This window comes from Mycetocola lacteus (genome assembly GCF_003667575.1).
GTDB classification, from domain to species: domain Bacteria; phylum Actinomycetota; class Actinomycetes; order Actinomycetales; family Microbacteriaceae; genus Mycetocola; species Mycetocola lacteus.
This window is the reverse complement of sequence record NZ_RCUY01000002.1, coordinates 320,889-340,779: the sequence shown is the minus strand read 5'-3', so window position 1 is coordinate 340,779 and position 19,891 is coordinate 320,889. Positions and strand designations below refer to the sequence as shown.

Genomic DNA, 19,891 nt, shown 5'->3' with positions numbered 1-19,891 from the left:
CCTAGTACTGCCGATCGAGGAACGCGCGCAGATCCGCCAGCTCGGGACCGGAGATCGAGTGATCCAGGCCCTCATAGATGCGTCCGGAAAGCGTGGAGTGATCGGGCAGCCAGTCGGTGGTGCGGGCCACGGCCTCGTCGCTGATCACGGTGTCGGCGCTTCCGCGACCCCAGAACACCGGGGGACGGGTTTCCTGCAGGACCGCGTCTCCGGGCTGTTCGCCGGCCACCACGAACCCCGCGAGGTTCCCGGCAAAGGCGAAGCGCTCGGGGGCACGACGCAGCAGGTGGACGGACATGGCCCCGCCCTGGGAGAACCCGGCGGCGGCGACGCTGGTCGGGGTGAAGGGGAGGGCATCGATCCAGGCGATGATGGCATCCACCGAGGCGTCCAGGCCCGCGGGATCGGGGGCACCGGGGACCGCGAGCGGGAACCAGGACCAGCCATCGATCGGCCAGGGGGCCTGCAGCGGAGCGCGCAGCGAGGCGATCACCGGGGCGTCGGGGAGGTGCGGGACCAGCCCAAACAGGTCGGCCTCATTGGACCCGTAGCCGTGCAGCAGGAGCAGCAGCGGACGCCCGGCGCGCTCCTCCTCGGGAACCGACCAGAGAACGGCATCGGGGGTGATCGCGGGGAGGGACATCGGCGGATCCTTCGGCTCGGGGCGTGTGGCTAAACGGGTCACCTCCCAGGTTAGGCTCTTCCACCGACATCCGCACCAGCCGCTGCCTCCGGCCGCGCTCGCTCGAAGCGAAATCGATTGGCTCGCTTCCCCCGGCGAATCTTGTAAGAATGAAGCATGAGCGTACGCACCCCGGATCCCGAACCGCTGCCCGATGAGCCGAGCCGTCCGGTGAACCCGGGCTGGCTGAGTGATGTGGAGTTGGAGGAGATCCGGCACCGCCTGCCCCTGCTGTATGTGGAGGCGATCCCCGTGCGTCAGGACGGCCTGGGCCAGGTCACCGAGGTGGGGATCCTGCTGCGCGGTACCGCGCTGGGCGCGATCACCCGCACGATTGTCTCTGGTCGGGTGCTCTATGGCGAGACCCTGCGCGAGTCGCTGTTCCGGCACCTGGAAAAGGACCTGGGTCCGATGGCCTTCCCGCTGCTGCCCGCCTCTCCGGTCCCGTTCCACGTGGCCGAATACTTCCCGCTGCCCGGTGTCTCGGCCTTCACCGATGAGCGCCAGCACGCGGTCTCTCTTGCCTATGTGGTGCCGGTGACCGGAACCTGCGAGCCGCGCCAGGACGCCCTGGAAATCACCTGGCTCACCCCCGAGGAGGCTTCGAGCGACGCGCTCGCCGCCGAGATGGAGGGCGGCCGCGGCACCCTGCTGCGCGCGGCACTGGCCTCGGTCGGCGCGCTGCGCTAATCGCCCTCGAAGCCGGGAGCGCGCCGTTCCCGAGTGAATAAAGGTGGGCCCCATCCGAATTGATCGGATGGGGCCCACCTTTGTCTGTGGGGCCGAAACCCCGTGCGGCCTGAGCCGCTAGTAACTAGTAACCGCTGGGAGCGGAGGCGCGACGCGGACCGTTGCCGCGACCGCGCGAGTTGCCACCGTCGGAGCTGGTGGAGTACATGGCCGAGGAACCGCCGCGGGTGTTGCCACCGCGACCGCCACCGGACTCGCCACGACGAGCCTGACCGGCACCGGCACCCTGGCCGCGACCGCCCTGACCGCGTCCGCCCTGGCCGGCACCCTGACCCGAACGCTGAGCGCCCTGGCCGCGTCCGCCTTCGGTGCGCTGTCCACCGCGACCGCCCTCGGAACGCTGAGCGCCCTGGCCGCGTCCACCCTCGGAACGCTGACCGCCCTGGCCACCGCCCTGCTGAGCCTTGCGCTGTCCGCCACCGGGACGGTCGGCGCGACCCTCACGGATCGCACGCTTACGCAGCGCGTTGGCACCCTGGCTCTTGCCACCGCCACCCTGCTGCTGGACCGGGGCCAGCGGCGCGGGCTTCACAAACGCGGCAACCGGGCCAACCAGCTCGGTCACGGCGGCCGAGTCGGCATCCACCTGCTGGAAGTCCACGGTGATCGCGGCCTTCTTCATGATCTTCTTGAGGTCATCGGTCTGGCTGGGCAGGCAGATGGTCACCACGTCACCCTCGGTGCCCGCACGCGCGGTACGGCCCGAACGGTGCAGGTACGCCTTGTGCTCCATGGGCGGGTCGACGTGCACAACCAGCTCCACGCCATCCACGTGCACACCGCGGGCGGCAACGTCGGTGGCCACGAGGACGCGCACGCCCTCGGGGCCGGTCGAGCCGAATGCGGCCAGGTTGCGGTCACGCTGCGGCTGGGAAAGGTTTCCGTGCAGGTCAACCGCGGGGATGCCCTGCGAGGTGAGCTGCTTGGCCAGCTTCTTGGCCTGGTGCTTGGTGCGGGTGAAGAGGATCCGCTTGCTCTGGCCGCTGGCCAGGGTGGTGATCAGGTCTTTCTTGCCCTCGAGCGAGGAGATCGAGAACACGTGGTGGGTCATCGCGGCCACGTGCGAGGTGGCCTCGTCTACCGAGTGCAGAACCTCGTTGTGCAGGAAGCGGCGCACGAGCTTGTCCACACCGTTGTCCAGGGTGGCCGAGAACAGCAGTCGCTGACCGTTCTCGGGGGTGGCCGAGAGCAGACGGGTGACAACCGGGAGGAAGCCGAGGTCGGCCATGTGGTCGGCCTCGTCAATGACGGTGATCTCCACGGCGTCCAGGCGCACGTGGCCCTGCTTCATGAGGTCTTCGAGGCGGCCGGGGCAGGCCACGACGATGTCGACGCCGGCGTTCAGCGCGTTGACCTGACGGGTCTGGTTGATGCCACCGAAGATGGTGGTGGTCTTCAGGCCGTAGGCCTCGGCCAGCGGGTTGATGACCGCGGCGATCTGGGTGGCCAGCTCGCGGGTCGGGGCGAGGACCAGACCCAGCGGGCGGCCGGGACGACGGTTACCGCCGGCCAGCTCGGTGGCCAGGCGGGCAACCAGGGGGATCGAGAAGGCAAGGGTCTTACCCGAGCCGGTCTTTCCGCGGCCGAGGACGTCGCGTCCGCCGAGGGTGTCGGCGAGGGTGTCGACCTGGATGGGGAAGGCGTTCTCCTTGCCGTCGGCCGCGAGGACCTTGACGAGCGGAGCGGGAACGCCGAGTGAGGCGAAAGTGGTTTCTGACATGCTGGTGCCTTTCGGGCATCACGTCCCCGCGGGCAGCGGCATAGCCGAGCTTCGGGGCAGGGGTGGCGAAGGCGCAGGTGTGCGCATCCGTTCGCCGTATGAAGTGTCATCGAATCGGCGGGGCCGACGAGAGAGGGAGCGTTCTACGACGCACGCGATATTTGGGCCTCCGGGCCTCAAAATGGATCGCGAGTAATCCCATTCTAGCGCGGAAGCTGAAATGGCGCTGAAAACATCGGGGTCGGATGGATCTTGCGCCGCGCGATCCGCCCACATCGGACCGGATCCACGCGTGCGTTGCCCCGGAGGAGCACGCTGGAATCATGCAGAAAACTTACGGTATGAAAAAGTCGCGGGACAGCGCACGTCGGGTCCTGCGCGCGGCCCCGATGCTGGTGGTGGCGGGCCTCGCGCTGGCCGGCTGTGCGGTGGCCGGTCCCGACGTAGCAGCGGGACCCTCCTCCACCGCGTCGCAACGGGTGGCCCCGCCGACCGGTAGCGCGGCGGAAACCGGGGGCCACGGTGAGGACCGACGCGATCGTGATCGCGAGTCCCCCCAACGGCACGTGGAAATTCGTGTGACCGGGGATGCCTCAAGCGCCCTGATTCGTGACTTCACCGTGCTCGAAAGTGAGAACCGGCGACACCTCGATCACGACGTGCGCGAGGCCGAAAACGCCGCCGCCGCGACCGAACATGAGCTGCCGTGGAGTACCGAGTTTGACCTGACCCTGGATGCCAACGGCGACTATCAGAAGGTCATCGTATGGGCCCAGAACACCGCGGGTAACCTCGGTGAGGTGCGCTGCGAGATCTATGTGGATGGGGAGCGCAAATCCCACCACGACGAGGACGGCACCGACTCGGTGGTCTGCGATAAGAAGCTAGACCTGGACTAGTTCGGCCGTGTCCGGGGAAGGTACCGGACTCTGGCTGCTCATTTTGAAATGAACGTTGAACTGCGGTAACTCCTTGGTCGACATAATTCGCCAGATCCATGTTGGTTTTCCGTGGAAAGCGCTTGGACGATTGAGGCTGGAGGCTAATAAAAACAGGATGTCAGAATTGGGCCATGTTAGACAAAACTTCTGAAATGATGTTCCCAATTGCTGTTGTCGGTGAGATCGATGGCACAGCGCTGGACGGCGTAGTTTCCAAAGACGAATCCGGGGACTTTTGGTTCAAATCCGATAGCCGATGGTCTGGAGGTACTCAGTGTGCCAGTCGTGCCGCAAAACGGAAGGTCTTTCGTGGGCATTTTGGCTCTATACCTGTCTATTTAAGTGGCGATGATTTTCATAAAGACGGGTCACCTTGCGTCCGTGTGAGTGATTTACGTGTCGGTTTCGATGCGCCCGATGACCTCTATCTGCGTGCGAGAAGCAGATATCAGTACGGGGCGTTGATATCTAGCTATTACGCGCGCGATGGTGTTCAACGTCCTCCAAAGAAACCGCTGATCCTTCCCGCGCTCGAAGGTGCGCCCGCGATGAAACTCACCTATGCAGGCGACTTGATTGAACTGGAGGCTAATACTCCTACCAAACTTGAGCACTTCGAAGCGCAGCTCGAAGCGCTCCGTCGGCTGTTGACTTTCGCTGTGCAACGTCCCTTGGCCCAGGTATCTATGTGTGTGTATGCAGAAGAAGGTAGTGAGACGAAAATCTTCGCTCGCCAATTGGTGAAGTCAGGTCCAATTGTGAAGCTAGACCATCGGGATTTTCCGATTCGACTCGGCAATGAAAATACGCAAAACGCGATACACAAGTGGTGGGATATGTCGATCAACCTTCGTCCACTTCCCCAAATCGTTGCTGGCATTATCGCCAAGCCTGGGTACTCTGAAGCTGATTTCCTGTTCGTTGCGACTGTTCTTGATCGCTTGGGCGAAGAGTGGGTTAATGTGCCGAAGATCCTGACGAAAGAGAAGTTCCTTGAAGTTCGGCGCGCGATTGCCGCAGTTGATGTTCCGGATGACTTTCAAATTACAAATGTCAGTACTTTCGCAGCTCGCACTGAGGCGATTGCGGACCTTTTGCCTGCGAAGGTCTGGGACAAACTGGGTCTGGACAAGGCATCTTGGACGACATCGCTGAAGCGCTATCGGAACCTAGTTGCACACTCAGATGCGCAGAAAGCTGCCCACCGGGAGTTCATGACCGGTAACGGTTTGCCAGCCTTGCGAGACGCTACCATTGTCGTGGTGACACTGCTAATGGCGCAGCACATGGGGGTGACCGACGACGCTCTAGTTTTTGCGGCGGAGAGGCAGCGGTATTCCTGGATTCAGAAATACACCAATGGGACGTTGACTTTCACAACCAAGGGGTTGGGAGCGGAAAGTTGACGTCGAGACCTTCTTGGGGCCGAACGCAGACATTGATAAGCATAAACACGCCAAGTGAGATCCGATATCTGCATGAGAACGTTGCAGCTTTTATTGTCGTGGTAGGTGCGATCTTCGGGCTTTCGGTCACTCGAAAACTAGGGAAACCGAGCAAAACTTCGTAGCCGCCGGGTGTGTAACCAAACCAATTGATGTTGGACTCGGCGTTTTCTGGGCCCGTTACTCAGAGTGCGCTCTTCTTTGTTAGATGCTCACCAGATTCTCCATGCCACTGTTCATGATTTATCAATCTTCCCCGGAACTCTACATTCCCGCAATCTGGATAGAACTGCCAAAATGGGAAACAATATCGGTATGTCTGAAAATCTCGCAACACAGAATCCTCGCGTCAGCGAGACCGCCTCAGCGTTTGCGAAGCTCGGTTGGGCCTTCTACGGCAACTGGCACTATGAAGAATCAAAGCGCCTCCTTCGCCTCATACAGCAAGGTGCTCCGGATGGGGAGATTGACCGGGAAATCAGCGAGGTATGGAATGGTCAACAGACGGCTCTGCTGAAGCATGTGGCGGGACCGCTTGGGCGATATGGTCGCGGTATCGATATGGAGTTTCAAAGGCGCTGTCAACAGCGTCAGACTCTGATCAACGAAGCTGTCGACTGTCACTTCGACGGAAGATATGCGGCTTGTATCACGTTAGTGCTTGCGCAGATTGATGGTTTGACCCGAGAGCTCGTGGGGACCTCTTTTTTCCGTTCGAAGCCTGGAGAAAAGGATCATGATTACACAGATGACTCCACTCTGGCGGGTGTCGAGGGTAATCTCCCCGTTGTACGTCAGGCGTTCAGCGAACCGGTTCCTGTGGTGGGCAGATACGGGCTTGTCTCAAGGCACGGCGTCATGCATGGGCAAGACCTTTCTTACGCAAATCGGGTGAACTCGACCAAGACCCTCGTTTTGGTCGGTGCGCTGGTCGAGCATCTTGCAGCACGGGCTGCGAAACGAGCTGAGAAGTGGCGAAGCCAGCGTGATATCAGAAAGAGCAAGCTCAGAGGGGCCGACATGACTGGTCGCTTGCTTGATGATCGTGGTTTCGAGGAACTATATATGTTCCGTGCAGACTTCGAAGGGTTCGCTTTCAACGCCATCATCTTTGACCAGAGTCTCTCGCGTCCTGTACTCGAGCTCAAAGCGATAGAACTGATGGATGAGCGGCGTTTGCCCCGCCGCGGATTTCGTCTGCACTACGTGGAATCGAATCGCCTCATGTGGAGCTATCGAACCCAAGGCGGGCATTATCTTGGCTCCGCGATGTCGATTAAAGATATCAACGTGAGACCGGTTGTTCAGGAACAGTGGACGTGGGATAGCGCAAACGTTCCCGACGAATCTCCATGGGATGCAGAAACAGGCTGGTCCAGGTGTCAAAACGAACCCGCCACCCCGAATTGGGCGTTTGCTGGTTTCTATAACGGGTAGTTCAGGTTCCTAGTATGAGCCAGGAAGTTCGAACACGCGCTGACGTGTTGTTCCCTTGGCTCAGGTCTCCGTGAAGCGATGGACGGCTCGATCATTGATTTCTTGCGGGGACTTCGAGAACGCCTTTAGCACGGCGTCCGGAACTGAGTTGGACAGAAAAGCCGATCCCTCTGAGATCGGAGCAGAGCCCGCGTATTACGCACTTGAAGTACATTCCGTGCCACACCGAACTCGGGCTGATAGGCGGGTAGACCTATGCATCCGCGCGCTGAGCCCACCCCGGTGCCAGCGCGCGGATTCTGCGGCCGCGCCACTGCCACAGGGCCCACAGCACCGGCCAGTAGAGCGGTGCCATTGGACCGTGGAACTCGACCCGGTCGCGCCAGAGCGTGCGGCTGGGATCCCCGGGCAGCGGGGCAACGGCCATGCGGTGCCGCCATCCGGACAGGAGCGCCAGCGGGCCCGCGGTGGCACCGCCGGTATCCACAAAGAGATTGGTGCGTCCCTCCTCCGCCTGCTCAAATCCCACTCGAATGACCTGACGACCCAGGGGAATGATGCCGAATAAGCGTGCTCGGCATTCCACCGAACCCGGTTCCCACATCGTGCGGACGGCCTCGAGGTTTTCCAACTCGATCGGGGTTCCGTCACCGTCGGGCACGAAGTCGCCCAGCGGGCGCACATCCACCAGCGGAGAGTACAGTTCGCGGACTACGGCGACCGAACGCAAGGCTCGCCAGGCGGCATCGGCCGGGGTATCCATCGCAAACTTCAGCTGCACATACATGAGCCCAGTCTGGCCGGTCAGTGCGGGAGATGCCAGGGGTTCGGGCAATACTGTACAAAGAAGCTATGGCGATCCGTTATTGGCTCGGGGTGGTTTCCGGGCAGCAGGCAGCGTGGTGCACACACCACGGGGTGTTTGCCGTGTCGCCGGGGCTGCGTCGCGAACTCGCCGAGCTGGGCGAGGCCGATGGGATTGTGCTGTACAGCCCGCGCGCCCGGCCCGCCGACGAGGAACCGTTGCGAGCATTTACGGCGATTGGCCGACTGACCGCCGCAGACGTTCGGCGCGTGGATATCCCCACGCCGCCGGGTGAGCGTCTGCGTCCCTGGCAACGGGCCGTGCGCTGGGAAGCCGATGCCGATGTGGTTCCGCTGCGGTTGCTGCGCGATGTCCTGGATCTTTCGGCCGGCTGGGACTGGGCAAAACCGCTGCGCCGCGGCCTGATCGAAATCTCCGCCCATGACTTTCGGATCCTCCGGGAGGAAATGGGGCCGCCGCTTCCCGAGGAGCGCCGCCACGGAATCGCCGCCGCCGGCCCCGGTGGTGACCCGACCATCGCGCCGGGGGCCGGGCTGCTGCGCTGGCGGGAGGAGCAGGCGGACGAGACGCCCGGCGGAGCGCTGCCCCTTTGGATCGCGGACCCCGAGGAGCGAGTGTGACGGCAATCATGACGCTCGACATGAATGCGGGGTCCGTGCGGATTACACTGGCACCGTGACCGATTCCAGCCTCCCCGAAACCTTCGCCCCCGCCCAGGCTCGCTACCAGGTGCGCTTCGACTTTGGATCGGCCGGGCTGCGTCGCCTAGCCGATGCCGACATCATCGTCTGGGTGGATGCCCTACCCGAGGCTGGCTCGCTGCCGAGCCTGGACGAGGTCGCTCCGACCAGCGCGATCATCCTCGGTGCCCTCACCACACGTTCGGCCGTGGCCGACTGGATCCTGCGCCGTCAGGTGGATCTGGGAAAGCGGGTCAGCATTGCGCTGGTGGCCGCCGGATTCGAGGATGGGTTTGCGAGCCACGATCTGCTGGCCGCCGGTGCCATCATCGAGGCGCTCGCCGATCGCGGCATCGACTTCACCTCCCCCGAGGCCGCCGTGGCCGGTGCCGCCTATGCGGGACTGCGCCAGGCCAGCGGACACCTGTTTACCGCCTCGGTGGTTGGCCAGAATGTGCGCCGCAAGCTGAGCCTGGAGCCGGTCAAGGCTGCCGCCCAGATCGATAGCCAGACCGAGGTTGTGGTGCTGCGCGAGTCGCCGATCCCGGTAACGGCACCCGCCGAGTAACGCCGCCCAGGGGTGCCGGTGCGGGCTCGTCCGTTCCGGGCCTCTGCCCCGGCTCGGCCTGTTCGTCTGTGGGCCCCATCCTCGGGTTTCCGGAGAGGGTCGTCGAGTGCGGAGTCTCCCGCGCTACAGCGTGGGCAGACGGTTGCCGGCCAACGCCAGCTGGGTGCGCTCGGCCAGGCGTGCGCGATGACGACGCACCTTATCGCGGTTGCCGCAGCGCTGCATCGAGCACCAGCGGCGGGTTCCCGCGCGGGAGGAGTCGAAGTAGATCAGGTCGCAGTCATCCGCCGCGCAGTGACGCAGGCGTCCGGCCAGGCGACCCGAGAACAGGGCCACGGCATCGCGGGCGATACTCGCGAGCACCTGGGCCGCACGCGGCTCGGTGCGTCCGGCTTGACGGGCTCCGCCGGCCAGGCGTGCCGGAACGTCCGGGGTGGCCGCATAGAGGTTCAGCATGTCGATGTCGGTTCCCGCGGGCGGGTACTCATCGGCCAGGGCGCGGGCGATCCGCGCGATGGTGGATCGCAGGGCCTGCGCGTCCTGGAGGTCGCGTTCGGTCGCGGGGGAGCAGGGGATGCGGGTGCTCAGCCAGGTGCCCAGTGCGAGCGGGTCGCCCAGCAGCTCCACGGCTTCGTCCAGGTGGCCGTCGGCCGCGCCCCAGGCGCCGGTGTAGCAGAAGTCAAGCGCGGTGCTGCCGCTGTCAAACAGCCAGGTCACGCCCTCTCGGGAGCGGAACTCTTGGCCCGTCGCAACGGTTTCACCATTCTGATCAATCACGAACCCAAGGGTATTGAATCCGGGGCCCGAACGTGAAATCACGTGCGTGATGCGCGCGCTAGCTGGCGCGCGCCAGGATCTTCTGCAGCGTCCCGATATTGCGGGTGGTGATGTTGAGGCCGCGGGTGCCCGCGCGGGCGGTGGCCTTGGCAAACGGGGTGGTGGTGCTGGAACCGCGGGGAACCGACCACCAGAGCACGCGGCCGTCGGGGTCGCCCGCGACCCGGTCTTCACCCTCCGCGTCCCAGGCGACGAGCCCGGCCCAGGTTTCGGTCTGGTCCGGGGTGGGATCGGCAAACACCACGTAGCGGTGACGCTCGGGATCCTCGATAAAGGGTGTCCGGGTCAGCAGCGAGGCCAGCTCGGACACCTCAACCAGGATGACCCGGGCCGAGTAGCCGAAGCGTTCGGAGAGGGCACGCTCGATGGTTGCGGGCTCGATCGCCCCGGAAAAGCACACGTTGCCCGTGGCCAGGACCGTGCTCACCGACGTCAGCCCCAGCTCGGTGAACACCGCGGCCAGCTCCGCCGAGGTGATGCGCACCCCGCCGACGTTGATCCCGCGCAGCAGCGCAACCTGCGTGGCGTTCATTGGTTCGACTCCGCCCGGATGTCCGGATGCGTGTTCAAAAGCTCTGCGCTCATCGACTCACCATCGCCGCGGCACGGGTGGCGGCGGTAATCTCCCGGCGGATCCAGCGCAGCTCATACTGCGGATCAAAGCTCGCCGAGCATTCGGCGCAGGAGCTGCGACGCACGGGCTTGCGGTACCGAAAGATTGTGTGACCCTGCGGGCAGGTTCCCACCCAGGGGGCCAGCTCATCGGCGGTCTCCCCATGGTGCAGACGGGAACCCTCATAGCCCAGCCCCTCGGCCACGCGTCGCCACTTGGGACCGTGTGCGGCCTGGGATCCGGCGAGGGCGTGGGCAACCTCGTGCAGCAGGATCTGATGGATCTCGTCGTCCTCATAGCGGGCGGCGAGATAGCGGGACACCGAGATTTCCTTGGCGGTGTAATTACACAGCCCGGCTCGCCGCTTAGCGTTGTCGAAGCGGAAACTCCATCCCTGGTTGGGGAGGTGCAGCGTGATGAGTGCCTGCGCCCAGATTCGGACGCGCTCAAGATCGGCCATGAGACTACGGTAACCCCTCCCGGTGACTTTGGCGCCCGGAATGCTGAAACTGGGTCCCGAAGTGGGGTTAGCTTCCCTGTCGGTTGAAGGTGAACACACCCCGGTCGGGCAGCGGGGACCCCACCGCGTCGGCGTCGGTCGCGGGTCGTGCGCCGCCGATGAAGGCGCGCAGTTCGGTTCCCTGCACGGCCTTAGCGGGGTGCGGCCCGCCGGCGAGCAGGCGCGGGATGAAGTCCATGGGCAGCGGCGCAAACGACCCGACCAGGACCACGTTGCCAAATCGGCGTCCCTTGAGGATCTGGGTTTCGGCCAGCGCCGCCACGTTCTCGGTGACCGCGCCAAGGGTCGCCGCCTGACCGCGGGCAAACGCGAGACCCGGGCCGTCGGCCACGTTGACCGCGATGATCCCGGTGGGGGAGAGGAACTTTGCAACCTCGCGGTAGAACTCGACGCTGGTCACGTGGGCGGGGGTCTGGCCGCCGGAGAAGATGTCGACCACGATCAGGTCGCAGGCCCCGTGCATCCCCGCGGGCAGCTTGCCCAGGGTTTCGCGGGCATCGCCGTAGCGGACCCGGATCGCAGCCCGCTTGGGCCAGGGCAGGTGCTCGCGCACCAGGTCGATCAGCTCGCGCTCGAGCTCCAATACCTGCTGCCGACTGCCGGGACGGGTGGCCTCCACGTAGCGGGGCAGGGTCAGCGCGCCGGCGCCCAGGTGCAGGGCGGTGATGGGCTTTCCCGGGGTGTCCAGCAGGTCGATCACGTGACCGATGCGCTGTACATACTCGAAGAACAGGTTGTCGGGCCGCTCAAGGTCGACGTGGGATTGCGGGGTCCCATCCACCACCAGCTGGAACGTGCCGGGTACAAACTGGTCGGGCTCGATCACCGCGTGATAGCCGCTAATGCCGAGTTGGACGCCGGGGTTTTCCTGCTGTTGAGCCACAGATAGAGCGTAGCTTACGGCCGTGAGAGTGGATCACTCGCGCGCTTATACCGGACCGCTTCAAACTTTTCAACTCGCGTACTGGACTTTGCGTGAATTGTCGCATATGCTTGACCTTTGCGCTCCCAGACGTTTCACCACGCCTTCATATTGCGGTCGGCCTCGGTGCTTCACTACCCAGATAACGGGGTTATGAAGTGTCCGCACTGTTCGTCCGGCGAGTACTCCACCTTACTCACGGTAACTAGGCCCGACGGGGCCCACGGAGGTAATTTCCTTGGCTGCTGCGCGCAACGCATCCACCACTTCACCCAAGAACGGCCGCGGGCACTCCCGCCTGTCGTTCGCAAAGATCACTGACACCCTAACGGTCCCCGACCTGCTGGCTCTCCAGACCGAGAGCTTCGACTGGCTGGTTGGCTCGGAGGCGTGGAAGACCCGCGTCGCCGAGGCTGAGGCTGAGGGACGCAACGACCTGCCGACGAACTCGGGCCTCGATGAGATCTTCGAGGAGATCTCCCCCATCGAGGACCTGGGCGAGACCATGCAGCTCAGCTTCACCGCTCCGTTCCTGGAGCCGGAGAAGTACTCCATCGAGGAGTGCAAGGAGCGTGGCAAGACCTACGCTGCTCCGCTGTACGTCGAGGCTGAGTTCATGAACCACCTCACCGGCGAAATCAAGACCCAGACGGTCTTCATGGGCGACTTCCCGCTGATGACCGAGCGCGGTACCTTCATCATCAACGGTACCGAGCGTGTGGTTGTGTCCCAGCTGGTTCGTAGCCCCGGTGTCTACTTCGAGCGCACCCCCGAGAAGAACTCCGACAAGGACCTCTACTCGGCACGCGTCATCCCGAGCCGTGGTGCATGGCTCGAGTTCGAGATTGACAAGCGCGACCAGGTTGGTGTGCGTATCGACCGTAAGCGTAAGCAGTCGGTCACCGTCTTCCTCAAGGCCCTGGGTCTGACCAGCGAAGACATCGCCAGCGAGTTCGCCGGCTACGAGTCGATCGCACTGACCCTGGAGAAGGACTCGATCGTCTCCAAGGACGACGCCCTGCGCGACATCTACCGCAAGCTGCGTCCGGGCGAGCAGGTGGCCGCCGAGGCTGCCCGCGCCCTGCTGGACAACTTCTACTTCAACTCCAAGCGCTACGACCTCGCCAAGGTGGGTCGCTACAAGATCAACAAGAAGCTTGGTCTTGAGGCACCGCTGACCGACTCGGTCCTGACCGTCGAAGACATCGTCTCGACCATCAAGTACCTGGTACGTCTGCACGCCGGCGAGACCCACTTCACCGGTGTCCGTAAGGGCGCTCCGGCGGAGATCCGCATCGACACCGACGACATCGACAACTTCGGTAACCGTCGTATCCGTGCCGTGGGTGAGCTCATCCAGAACCAGGTCCGTACCGGCCTCAGCCGTATGGAGCGCGTGGTTCGCGAGCGCATGACCACTCAGGACATCGAGGCGATCACCCCGCAGACCCTGATCAACGTGCGCCCCGTCGTTGCCGCGATCAAGGAGTTCTTCGGAACCTCGCAGCTGTCGCAGTTCATGGACCAGAACAACCCGCTCGCGGGTCTGACCCACAAGCGTCGTCTGTCGGCTCTGGGCCCCGGTGGTCTGAGCCGTGAGCGCGCCGGTGTTGAGGTGCGAGACGTTCACCCGTCCCACTACGGCCGTATGTGCCCGATTGAGACCCCTGAAGGCCCCAACATTGGTCTGATCGGTTCGCTGGCATCGTTCGCACGTATCAACGCCTTCGGTTTCATCGAGACCCCCTACCGTCGCGTTGTTGACGGTGTGGTGACCGAGAACATCGACTACCTGACCGCCATGGAAGAGGACGACTTCATCGTCGCCCAGGCAAACGCACCGCTGAACGAGGACGGTTCGTTCTCCGAGGACCGCGTGCTGGCTCGTAAGAAGGGTGGAGAGGTTGACCTCTTCGCACCCGACGAGATCGGCTACATGGACGTCTCCCCGCGCCAGATGGTGTCGGTAGCAACCTCGCTGATTCCGTTCCTCGAGCACGACGATGCAAACCGCGCGCTCATGGGTGCCAACATGCAGCGTCAGGCTGTGCCGCTGCTGCAGAGCACCTCGCCCATCGTGGGAACCGGTATGGAGGGCTTCGCGGCCATCGACGCCGGTGACGTTGTGACCGCAAACCGCTCGGGTGTTGTGGCTGAGGTTTCGGCAGACGCTGTGACCGTTCAGCTCGACGAGGGCGGCTCGGAGACCTACTACCTGCGCAAGTTCGACCGCTCGAACCAGGGCACCAGCTACAACAACCGCGTGGTTGTGACCGAGGGTGACCGGATCGAGGCCGGCGAGGTTATCGCCGACGGTCCCGCGACCGAAAACGGTGAGCTGGCACTGGGTAAGAACCTCCTCGTGGCGTTCATGACCTGGGAAGGTTACAACTTCGAGGACGCGATGATCCTCTCCCAGAACCTGGTGAAGGACGACACCCTCTCCTCGATTCACATCGAGGAGTACGAGGTTGACGCTCGCGACACCAAGCTGGGTAAGGAAGAGATCACCCGCGACCTGCCCAACGTCTCCCCGGACCTGCTGAAGGACCTGGACGAGCGCGGCATCATCCGCATCGGTGCCGAGGTTCGCCCCGGCGACATCCTGGTGGGTAAGGTCACCCCGAAGGGTGAGACCGAGCTCTCCGCCGAGGAGCGCCTGCTCCGTGCCATCTTCAACGAGAAGAGCCGCGAGGTTCGCGACACCTCGCTGAAGGTGCCCCACGGTGAGCGCGGAACCATCATCGCCGTCAAGGAGTTCAACGCCGAGGACGGCGACGACGAGCTGGGCTCGGGCGTCAACCGCCGCGTTGTGGTCTACATCGCCCAGAAGCGTAAGATCACCGAGGGTGACAAGCTCGCCGGTCGTCACGGTAACAAGGGTGTCATTGCCAAGATTCTGCCGGTTGAGGACATGCCGTTCCTCGCCGATGGAACCCCGGTGGACATCGTGCTGAACCCGATGGGTATCCCGGGTCGAATGAACTTCGGTCAGGTGCTGGAAACGCACCTCGGCTGGATCGCGACCCAGGGCTGGAAGGTTGAGGGCAAGCCCAGCTGGGCCAAGAACCTGCCCGAGCAGGCTCGTGAAGCCGCCCCGGGCACCAAGGTTGCGACCCCGGTGTTCGACGGTGCGTCCGAGGAGGAGATCGCGGGTCTGCTGGACTCCACGATCCTCACCCGTGACGGCGACCGCCTGATCGACCACTCCGGTAAGGCACAGCTGTTCGATGGCCGCTCCGGCGAGCCGTACCCGATGCCCATTTCGGTCGGTTACATGTACATCTTGAAGCTGCACCACCTGGTGGATGACAAGATCCACGCGCGTTCGACCGGTCCGTACTCCATGATCACGCAGCAGCCGCTGGGTGGTAAGGCACAGTTCGGTGGACAGCGTTTCGGTGAGATGGAGGTGTGGGCCCTCGAGGCCTATGGCGCCGCCTACGCACTGCAGGAGCTGCTCACGATCAAGTCCGATGACATCCTTGGCCGCGTCAAGGTGTACGAGGCGATCGTGAAGGGTGAGAACATCCAGGAGCCGGGTATCCCCGAGTCCTTCAAGGTTCTGATCAAGGAAATGCAGTCGCTCTGCCTGAACGTGGAGGTTCTCTCCGCCGATGGCCAGGTTGTGAGCCTGCGCGACACCGATGACGACGCCTTCCGCGCCGCCGAAGAACTCGGTATCAACATTTCTTCCCGGTTTGAGTCCTCGTCCGTGGACGAGATCTAACCAGGCCCACGCAGAGATTTTCCAGAGAATTTCCTGAGGAGAGAAATTGCTCGACGTAACAACTTTTGACGAGCTTCGCATTGGCCTGGCTACCGCTGACGACATTCGTCGTTGGTCGCACGGTGAGGTCAAGAAGCCGGAAACCATCAACTACCGCACCCTGAAGCCCGAGAAGGACGGTCTGTTCGGTGAGCAGATCTTCGGCCCGAGCCGCGACTGGGAGTGCTCCTGTGGCAAGTACAAGCGTGTCCGCTTCAAGGGCATCGTTTGTGAGCGCTGTGGAGTAGAGGTCACCAAGTCCAGCGTTCGTCGTGAGCGCATGGGCCACATTGAGCTCGCCGCCCCCGTCACCCACATCTGGTACTTCAAGGGTGTGCCCAGCCGTCTGGGTTACCTGCTGGACATGGCACCGAAGGACCTCGAAAAGGTCATCTACTTCGCCGCCTACATGGTCATCTCGGTGGACGAAGAGGGCCGTCACCAGGACATGCCGGGTCTGGAGAACGAGCTGCGTCTTGAGCTCAAGACCCTGGGTGACCAGCGTGATGCTCGCATCGCCGACCGTCTGAAGAAGCTCGAGGATGACCTCGCAGCCCTTGAGGCCGAGGGTGCCAAGTCCGACCAGAAGCGTCGTGCGAAGGATGCGGCTGAGAAGGAAATGACTCAGACCCGCAAGTCCTTCGACGAGCAGATCGCTCAGCTCGAGCGCGTGTGGGAAGACTTCCGCAACCTGAAGGTTGGCGAGCTGAAGCCCGAGGACACCGTGTTCCACGAGCTGCAGGACCGCTACGGCATGTACTTCGAGGCATTCATGGGTGCCGAGGCAATCAAGAAGCGCCTCGAGACCTTCGACCTGCCCGCCGAGGCTGAGCTGCTGCACCTCCAGATCGCCGAGGGCAAGGGTCAGAAGAAGATCCGCGCCATCAAGCGCCTGAAGGTTGTTAACTCCTTCATCCAGACCGGCAACTCGCCGGCCGCCATGGTGCTCGACGTTGTTCCGGTGATCCCGCCGGAGCTGCGTCCGATGGTTCAGCTGGACGGTGGCCGCTTCGCGACCTCCGACCTCAACGACCTGTACCGTCGTGTGATCAACCGCAACAACCGTCTGGGCCGTCTGCTGGATCTCGGTGCCCCCGAGATCATCGTGAACAACGAAAAGCGCATGCTCCAGGAGGCCGTTGACGCACTGTTCGACAACGGTCGTCGTGGACGTCCGGTCACCGGTACCGGTAACCGCGCCCTCAAGTCCCTGAGCGACATGCTCAAGGGTAAGCAGGGTCGATTCCGTCAGAACCTGCTGGGTAAGCGCGTGGACTACTCGGGCCGTTCGGTCATCGTGGTGGGCCCGCAGCTGAAGCTGCACCAGTGTGGTCTGCCCAAGCAGATGGCTCTGGAGCTCTTCAAGCCGTTCGTGATCAAGCGTCTGATCGACCTGAGCCACGCTCAGAACATCAAGGCAGCCAAGCGCATGGTTGAGCGCGCCCGTCCCGAGGTGTGGGACGTGCTCGAGGAGATCATCCGTGAGCGTCCGGTGCTGCTGAACCGTGCACCTACCCTGCACCGCCTGGGTATCCAGGCCTTCGAGCCTCAGCTCGTTGAGGGTAAGGCTATTCAGCTGCACCCGCTGGTTTGTGCCGCGTTCAACGCCGACTTCGATGGTGACCAGATGGCTGTTCACCTGCCGCTGTCGGTTGAGGCTCAGGCCGAGGCTCGCATCCTGATGCTCGCCTCCAACAACATCCTGAAGCCGTCGGATGGTCGTCCGGTGACCCTGCCCTCGCAGGACATGATCATCGGTCTGCACCACCTGACCACCGTGACCGAGGGTGCCACCGGTGAGGGCCGCGCGTTTGCGACCGTCTCCGAGGCAATCATGGCCAAGGACCAGGGCAGCCTGGACCTCAACGCCATGGTGAAGATCCGTCTGAACGACGTGCACTTCTACCCGGCCGTCAAGCCCGAGGGCTACGAGGGTGGACCCATCGTGGTCGACACCACCCTGGGTCAGGCACTGTTCAACGAGCTGCTGCCCGCGGACTACCCGTACGTTCAGGACGTCGCAGACAAGGGCCGCCTGTCGGCCCTGGTCAACGACCTCGCCGAGCGCTACCCGAAGAACGTGGTTGCCGCGACCCTGGACAACATCAAGGACGCCGGTTTCCACTGGGCTACCCGCTCGGGTGTCACCGTGGCACTGTCCGACGTTCTCACCCCGCCGAACAAGCGCGAGATCGTGGCCGGCTACGAGAAGAAGGCCGCCAAGGTTCAGAGCCAGTTCGACAAGGGTCTGACCACCGACGCCGAGCGTCGTGCCGAGCTGATCGCCATTTGGACCGAGGCTACCGACAAGGTCGCCGAGGCCATGCGTGCGAACTTCCCCAAGGACAACACCATCAACCGCATGGTGTCCTCGGGTGCACGTGGTAACTGGCTGCAGATCCGTAACATCGCGGGTATGCGAGGCCTGGTGAACAACCCGAAGGGTGAGATCATCCCTCGCCCGATCATCTCGTCCTACCGTGAGGGCCTGTCGGTTGCGGAGTACTTCATCGCAACCCACGGTGCTCGTAAGGGTCTGGCCGACACCGCTCTGCGTACCGCCGACTCGGGTTACCTGACCCGTCGTCTGGTGGACGTCTCGCAGGACGTCATCATCCGCGAGGACGACTGTGGCACCACCAAGGGCCTCTCGCTCCCGATCGCCGCCGTGGACTCCACCGGTGTTCTGGTTCGTGACCCCAACGTGGAAAACTCGGTGTTCGCTCGTTCGCTGGCAACCGCCGCGGTAGCCGACAACGGCACCCTGGTGGCCGACGCCGGTGCCGACGTGGGTGACGTGCTGATCGACGAGCTGGTTGCCGCCGGTGTTCACACCATCAAGGTGCGTTCGGTGCTGACCTGTGAGTCCGCCGTCGGTGTGTGTGCTGCCTGCTACGGCCGCTCGCTCGCTACCGGAAAGCTCGTGGACATCGGTGAGGCCGTGGGTATCATCGCGGCCCAGTCGATTGGTGAGCCCGGTACTCAGCTGACCATGCGTACCTTCCACACCGGTGGTTCGGCTTCGGCCGATGACATCACCCAGGGTCTGCCCCGCGTCCAGGAGCTGTTCGAGGCTCGTACCCCCAAGGGTGCAACCCCGATCGCCGAGGCCGCAGGTCGCATCACCATCGACGAGACCGACAAGGCTCGTAAGGTGATCCTGACCCCGGATAACGGCGATGAGCCGGTTGTCTACCCCGTGCTGAAGCGTGCGACCCTCCTCGTTGAGGATGGCCAGCACGTTGAGCTGGGTGCTCCGCTGCACGTTGGTGCCGTGGACCCCAAGGAGGTGCTGCGTGTGCAGGGCGTACGCGAGGTGCAGAAGCACCTCGTGGGCGGCGTGCAGGGCGTGTACCGCTCGCAGGGTGTGCCGATTCACGACAAGCACATTGAGGTTATCGTTCGTCAGATGCTGCGCAAGGTGACCGTGGTTGACCACGCCGACACCGAGCTGCTGCCGGGTGAGCTGGTTGACCGTTCGCGGTACAACGAGCTGAACCGTGCAGCACTGGCAGAGGGCAAGCGCACCGCCTCGGCGCGTCAGGAAGTCATGGGTATCACCAAGGCTTCGCTGGCCACCGAGTCGTGGCTGTCGGCCGCGTCCTTCCAGGAGACCACCCGGGTGCTGACCCAGGCGGCCATGGAGGGCAAGTCCGACCCGCTGGTGGGCCTCAAGGAGAACGTCATCATCGGTAAGCTGATCCCGGCCGGTACCGGTCTGGCTCGCTACCGTAACGTGGCTGTCGACGCTACCGACGAGGCGAAGGCCGAGCGCTACCCGAACCGGATCTTCGCATCCGACGGTGTGTTCGACGAGAACGACCTCTCGTTTGTGGACTTCGACTCCTTCACCGGTGACGACTTCACCCCGGGCACCTACAACTAGTAGTTAGCCTGACAAAACCCCGTCCGTCTCTTCGGAGGCGGGCGGGGTTTTGCGTTTCTATCGGGAATTATCGCGACTGGATAACGAAATAGTTTGTGGGTGACATTTGCCCTGGTGGAGTCGGTGGTGGGACATAAACTGGGAACAACTCATCACGCTGGGAACGTGGTTGATCGGGGTGTGGCCGGCACGGGGATTTCTGACCGGGGTGCACCCAGGTTGATCGAGGCTCCGCCTCTCCCGGTACGGCACGGGTCAAATGACCCACTAATTGGCGCGCTTAAACGCGAGAAAA

Annotated in this window: 15 protein-coding genes; 8 read left to right on the top strand and 7 right to left on the bottom strand. The window is 63.4% G+C overall.

Annotated features, from left to right (window positions below):
* Position 1 precedes the first annotated feature (1 nt).
* Positions 2–643, bottom strand: a complete 642-nt coding sequence (locus D9V34_RS03630; RefSeq protein ID WP_121687534.1) for an alpha/beta hydrolase — start codon at positions 641–643, stop codon at positions 2–4.
* 156 nt (positions 644–799) lie between these two features.
* Between D9V34_RS03630 and D9V34_RS03625 the strand changes: the two genes are divergently transcribed.
* Positions 800–1,372, top strand: a complete 573-nt coding sequence (locus D9V34_RS03625) for an NUDIX hydrolase family protein (protein WP_030147952.1) — start codon at positions 800–802, stop codon at positions 1,370–1,372.
* Between the two features lie 124 nt (positions 1,373–1,496).
* Here the strand turns inward: D9V34_RS03625 and D9V34_RS03620 are convergent, their stop codons facing one another.
* On the bottom strand, positions 1,497–3,152 hold the full coding sequence (locus D9V34_RS03620; protein ID WP_121687533.1) for a DEAD/DEAH box helicase: 1,656 nt from the start codon (positions 3,150–3,152) through the stop codon (positions 1,497–1,499).
* Between the two features lie 341 nt (positions 3,153–3,493).
* On the opposite strand from D9V34_RS03620, the gene D9V34_RS03615 reads away from it, so the two are divergent.
* From D9V34_RS03615 to D9V34_RS03595, 3 genes are all read left to right on the top strand, one after another.
* Entirely contained in the window at positions 3,494–4,051 is a 558-nt protein-coding gene (locus D9V34_RS03615) for a hypothetical protein (RefSeq protein WP_121687532.1), read from the top strand.
* A gap of 173 nt (positions 4,052–4,224) precedes the next feature.
* Positions 4,225–5,499 carry a hypothetical protein gene (locus D9V34_RS17435; protein ID WP_147441601.1) on the top strand — a complete coding sequence of 425 codons (1,275 nt, stop codon included), beginning with the start codon at positions 4,225–4,227 and terminating at the stop codon, positions 5,497–5,499.
* Positions 5,500–5,853: 354 nt separating this feature from the next.
* Complete coding sequence (locus tag D9V34_RS03595) at positions 5,854–6,975, top strand: hypothetical protein (protein ID WP_147441600.1); 1,122 nt, start codon at positions 5,854–5,856, stop codon at positions 6,973–6,975.
* Positions 6,976–7,228: 253 nt separating this feature from the next.
* Here D9V34_RS03595 and D9V34_RS03590 read toward each other — a convergent pair whose 3' ends face one another.
* Positions 7,229–7,762, bottom strand: a complete 534-nt coding sequence (locus tag D9V34_RS03590; RefSeq protein WP_121687831.1) for a hypothetical protein — start codon at positions 7,760–7,762, stop codon at positions 7,229–7,231.
* A 65-nt stretch (positions 7,763–7,827) separates the two neighbouring features.
* On the opposite strand from D9V34_RS03590, the gene D9V34_RS17715 reads away from it, so the two are divergent.
* A complete protein-coding gene (locus D9V34_RS17715) occupies positions 7,828–8,421 on the top strand; it encodes an EVE domain-containing protein (RefSeq protein WP_183091830.1) in 594 nt (197 codons plus the stop codon).
* Positions 8,422–8,476: 55 nt separating this feature from the next.
* Entirely contained in the window at positions 8,477–9,049 is a 573-nt protein-coding gene (locus D9V34_RS03585) for a 2-phosphosulfolactate phosphatase (RefSeq protein ID WP_183091829.1), read from the top strand.
* A 123-nt stretch (positions 9,050–9,172) separates the two neighbouring features.
* Here the strand turns inward: D9V34_RS03585 and D9V34_RS03580 are convergent, their stop codons facing one another.
* The 4 genes from D9V34_RS03580 to D9V34_RS03565 form a co-directional block, all read right to left on the bottom strand.
* Positions 9,173–9,826 carry a CGNR zinc finger domain-containing protein gene (locus tag D9V34_RS03580; RefSeq protein ID WP_245991864.1) on the bottom strand — a complete coding sequence of 218 codons (654 nt, stop codon included), beginning with the start codon at positions 9,824–9,826 and terminating at the stop codon, positions 9,173–9,175.
* Positions 9,827–9,884: 58 nt separating this feature from the next.
* A complete protein-coding gene (locus D9V34_RS03575; RefSeq protein WP_121687526.1) occupies positions 9,885–10,418 on the bottom strand; it encodes a DUF1697 domain-containing protein in 534 nt (177 codons plus the stop codon).
* A 49-nt stretch (positions 10,419–10,467) separates the two neighbouring features.
* Positions 10,468–10,959 (bottom strand): SprT-like domain-containing protein, encoded by a 492-nt coding sequence (locus D9V34_RS03570; RefSeq protein WP_121687525.1) that lies wholly within the window; start codon positions 10,957–10,959, stop codon positions 10,468–10,470.
* A gap of 67 nt (positions 10,960–11,026) precedes the next feature.
* Complete coding sequence (locus D9V34_RS03565; RefSeq protein WP_121687524.1) at positions 11,027–11,902, bottom strand: spermidine synthase; 876 nt, start codon at positions 11,900–11,902, stop codon at positions 11,027–11,029.
* A gap of 277 nt (positions 11,903–12,179) precedes the next feature.
* Between D9V34_RS03565 and rpoB the strand changes: the two genes are divergently transcribed.
* Together rpoB and rpoC are read left to right on the top strand one after the other, a co-directional pair.
* Complete coding sequence (rpoB, locus tag D9V34_RS03560) at positions 12,180–15,671, top strand: DNA-directed RNA polymerase subunit beta (protein WP_030147966.1); 3,492 nt, start codon at positions 12,180–12,182, stop codon at positions 15,669–15,671.
* Between the two features lie 46 nt (positions 15,672–15,717).
* Positions 15,718–19,596, top strand: coding sequence for a DNA-directed RNA polymerase subunit beta' (gene rpoC, locus D9V34_RS03555; protein WP_121687523.1), 3,879 nt, complete (start codon positions 15,718–15,720; stop codon positions 19,594–19,596).
* The last annotated feature ends 295 nt before the right edge of the window (positions 19,597–19,891 follow it).

What these genes read in the sequence shown, in the direction of transcription:
- D9V34_RS03575 (WP_121687526.1), bottom strand. Translation starts at nt 10,418, where the DNA reads ATGAACGCCACGCAGGTTGCGCTGCTGCGCGGGATCAACGTCGGCGGG.
- D9V34_RS17715 (WP_183091830.1), top strand. Translation starts at nt 7,828, where the DNA reads ATGGCGATCCGTTATTGGCTCGGGGTGGTTTCCGGGCAGCAGGCAGCG.
- D9V34_RS03595 (WP_147441600.1), top strand. Translation starts at nt 5,854, where the DNA reads ATGTCTGAAAATCTCGCAACACAGAATCCTCGCGTCAGCGAGACCGCC.
- D9V34_RS03630 (WP_121687534.1), bottom strand. Translation starts at nt 643, where the DNA reads ATGTCCCTCCCCGCGATCACCCCCGATGCCGTTCTCTGGTCGGTTCCC.
- D9V34_RS03615 (WP_121687532.1), top strand. Translation starts at nt 3,494, where the DNA reads ATGAAAAAGTCGCGGGACAGCGCACGTCGGGTCCTGCGCGCGGCCCCG.
- D9V34_RS03620 (WP_121687533.1), bottom strand. Translation starts at nt 3,152, where the DNA reads ATGTCAGAAACCACTTTCGCCTCACTCGGCGTTCCCGCTCCGCTCGTC.
- D9V34_RS03590 (WP_121687831.1), bottom strand. Translation starts at nt 7,762, where the DNA reads ATGTATGTGCAGCTGAAGTTTGCGATGGATACCCCGGCCGATGCCGCC.
- D9V34_RS03625 (WP_030147952.1), top strand. Translation starts at nt 800, where the DNA reads ATGAGCGTACGCACCCCGGATCCCGAACCGCTGCCCGATGAGCCGAGC.
- D9V34_RS03570 (WP_121687525.1), bottom strand. Translation starts at nt 10,959, where the DNA reads ATGGCCGATCTTGAGCGCGTCCGAATCTGGGCGCAGGCACTCATCACG.
- D9V34_RS17435 (WP_147441601.1), top strand. Translation starts at nt 4,225, where the DNA reads ATGTTAGACAAAACTTCTGAAATGATGTTCCCAATTGCTGTTGTCGGT.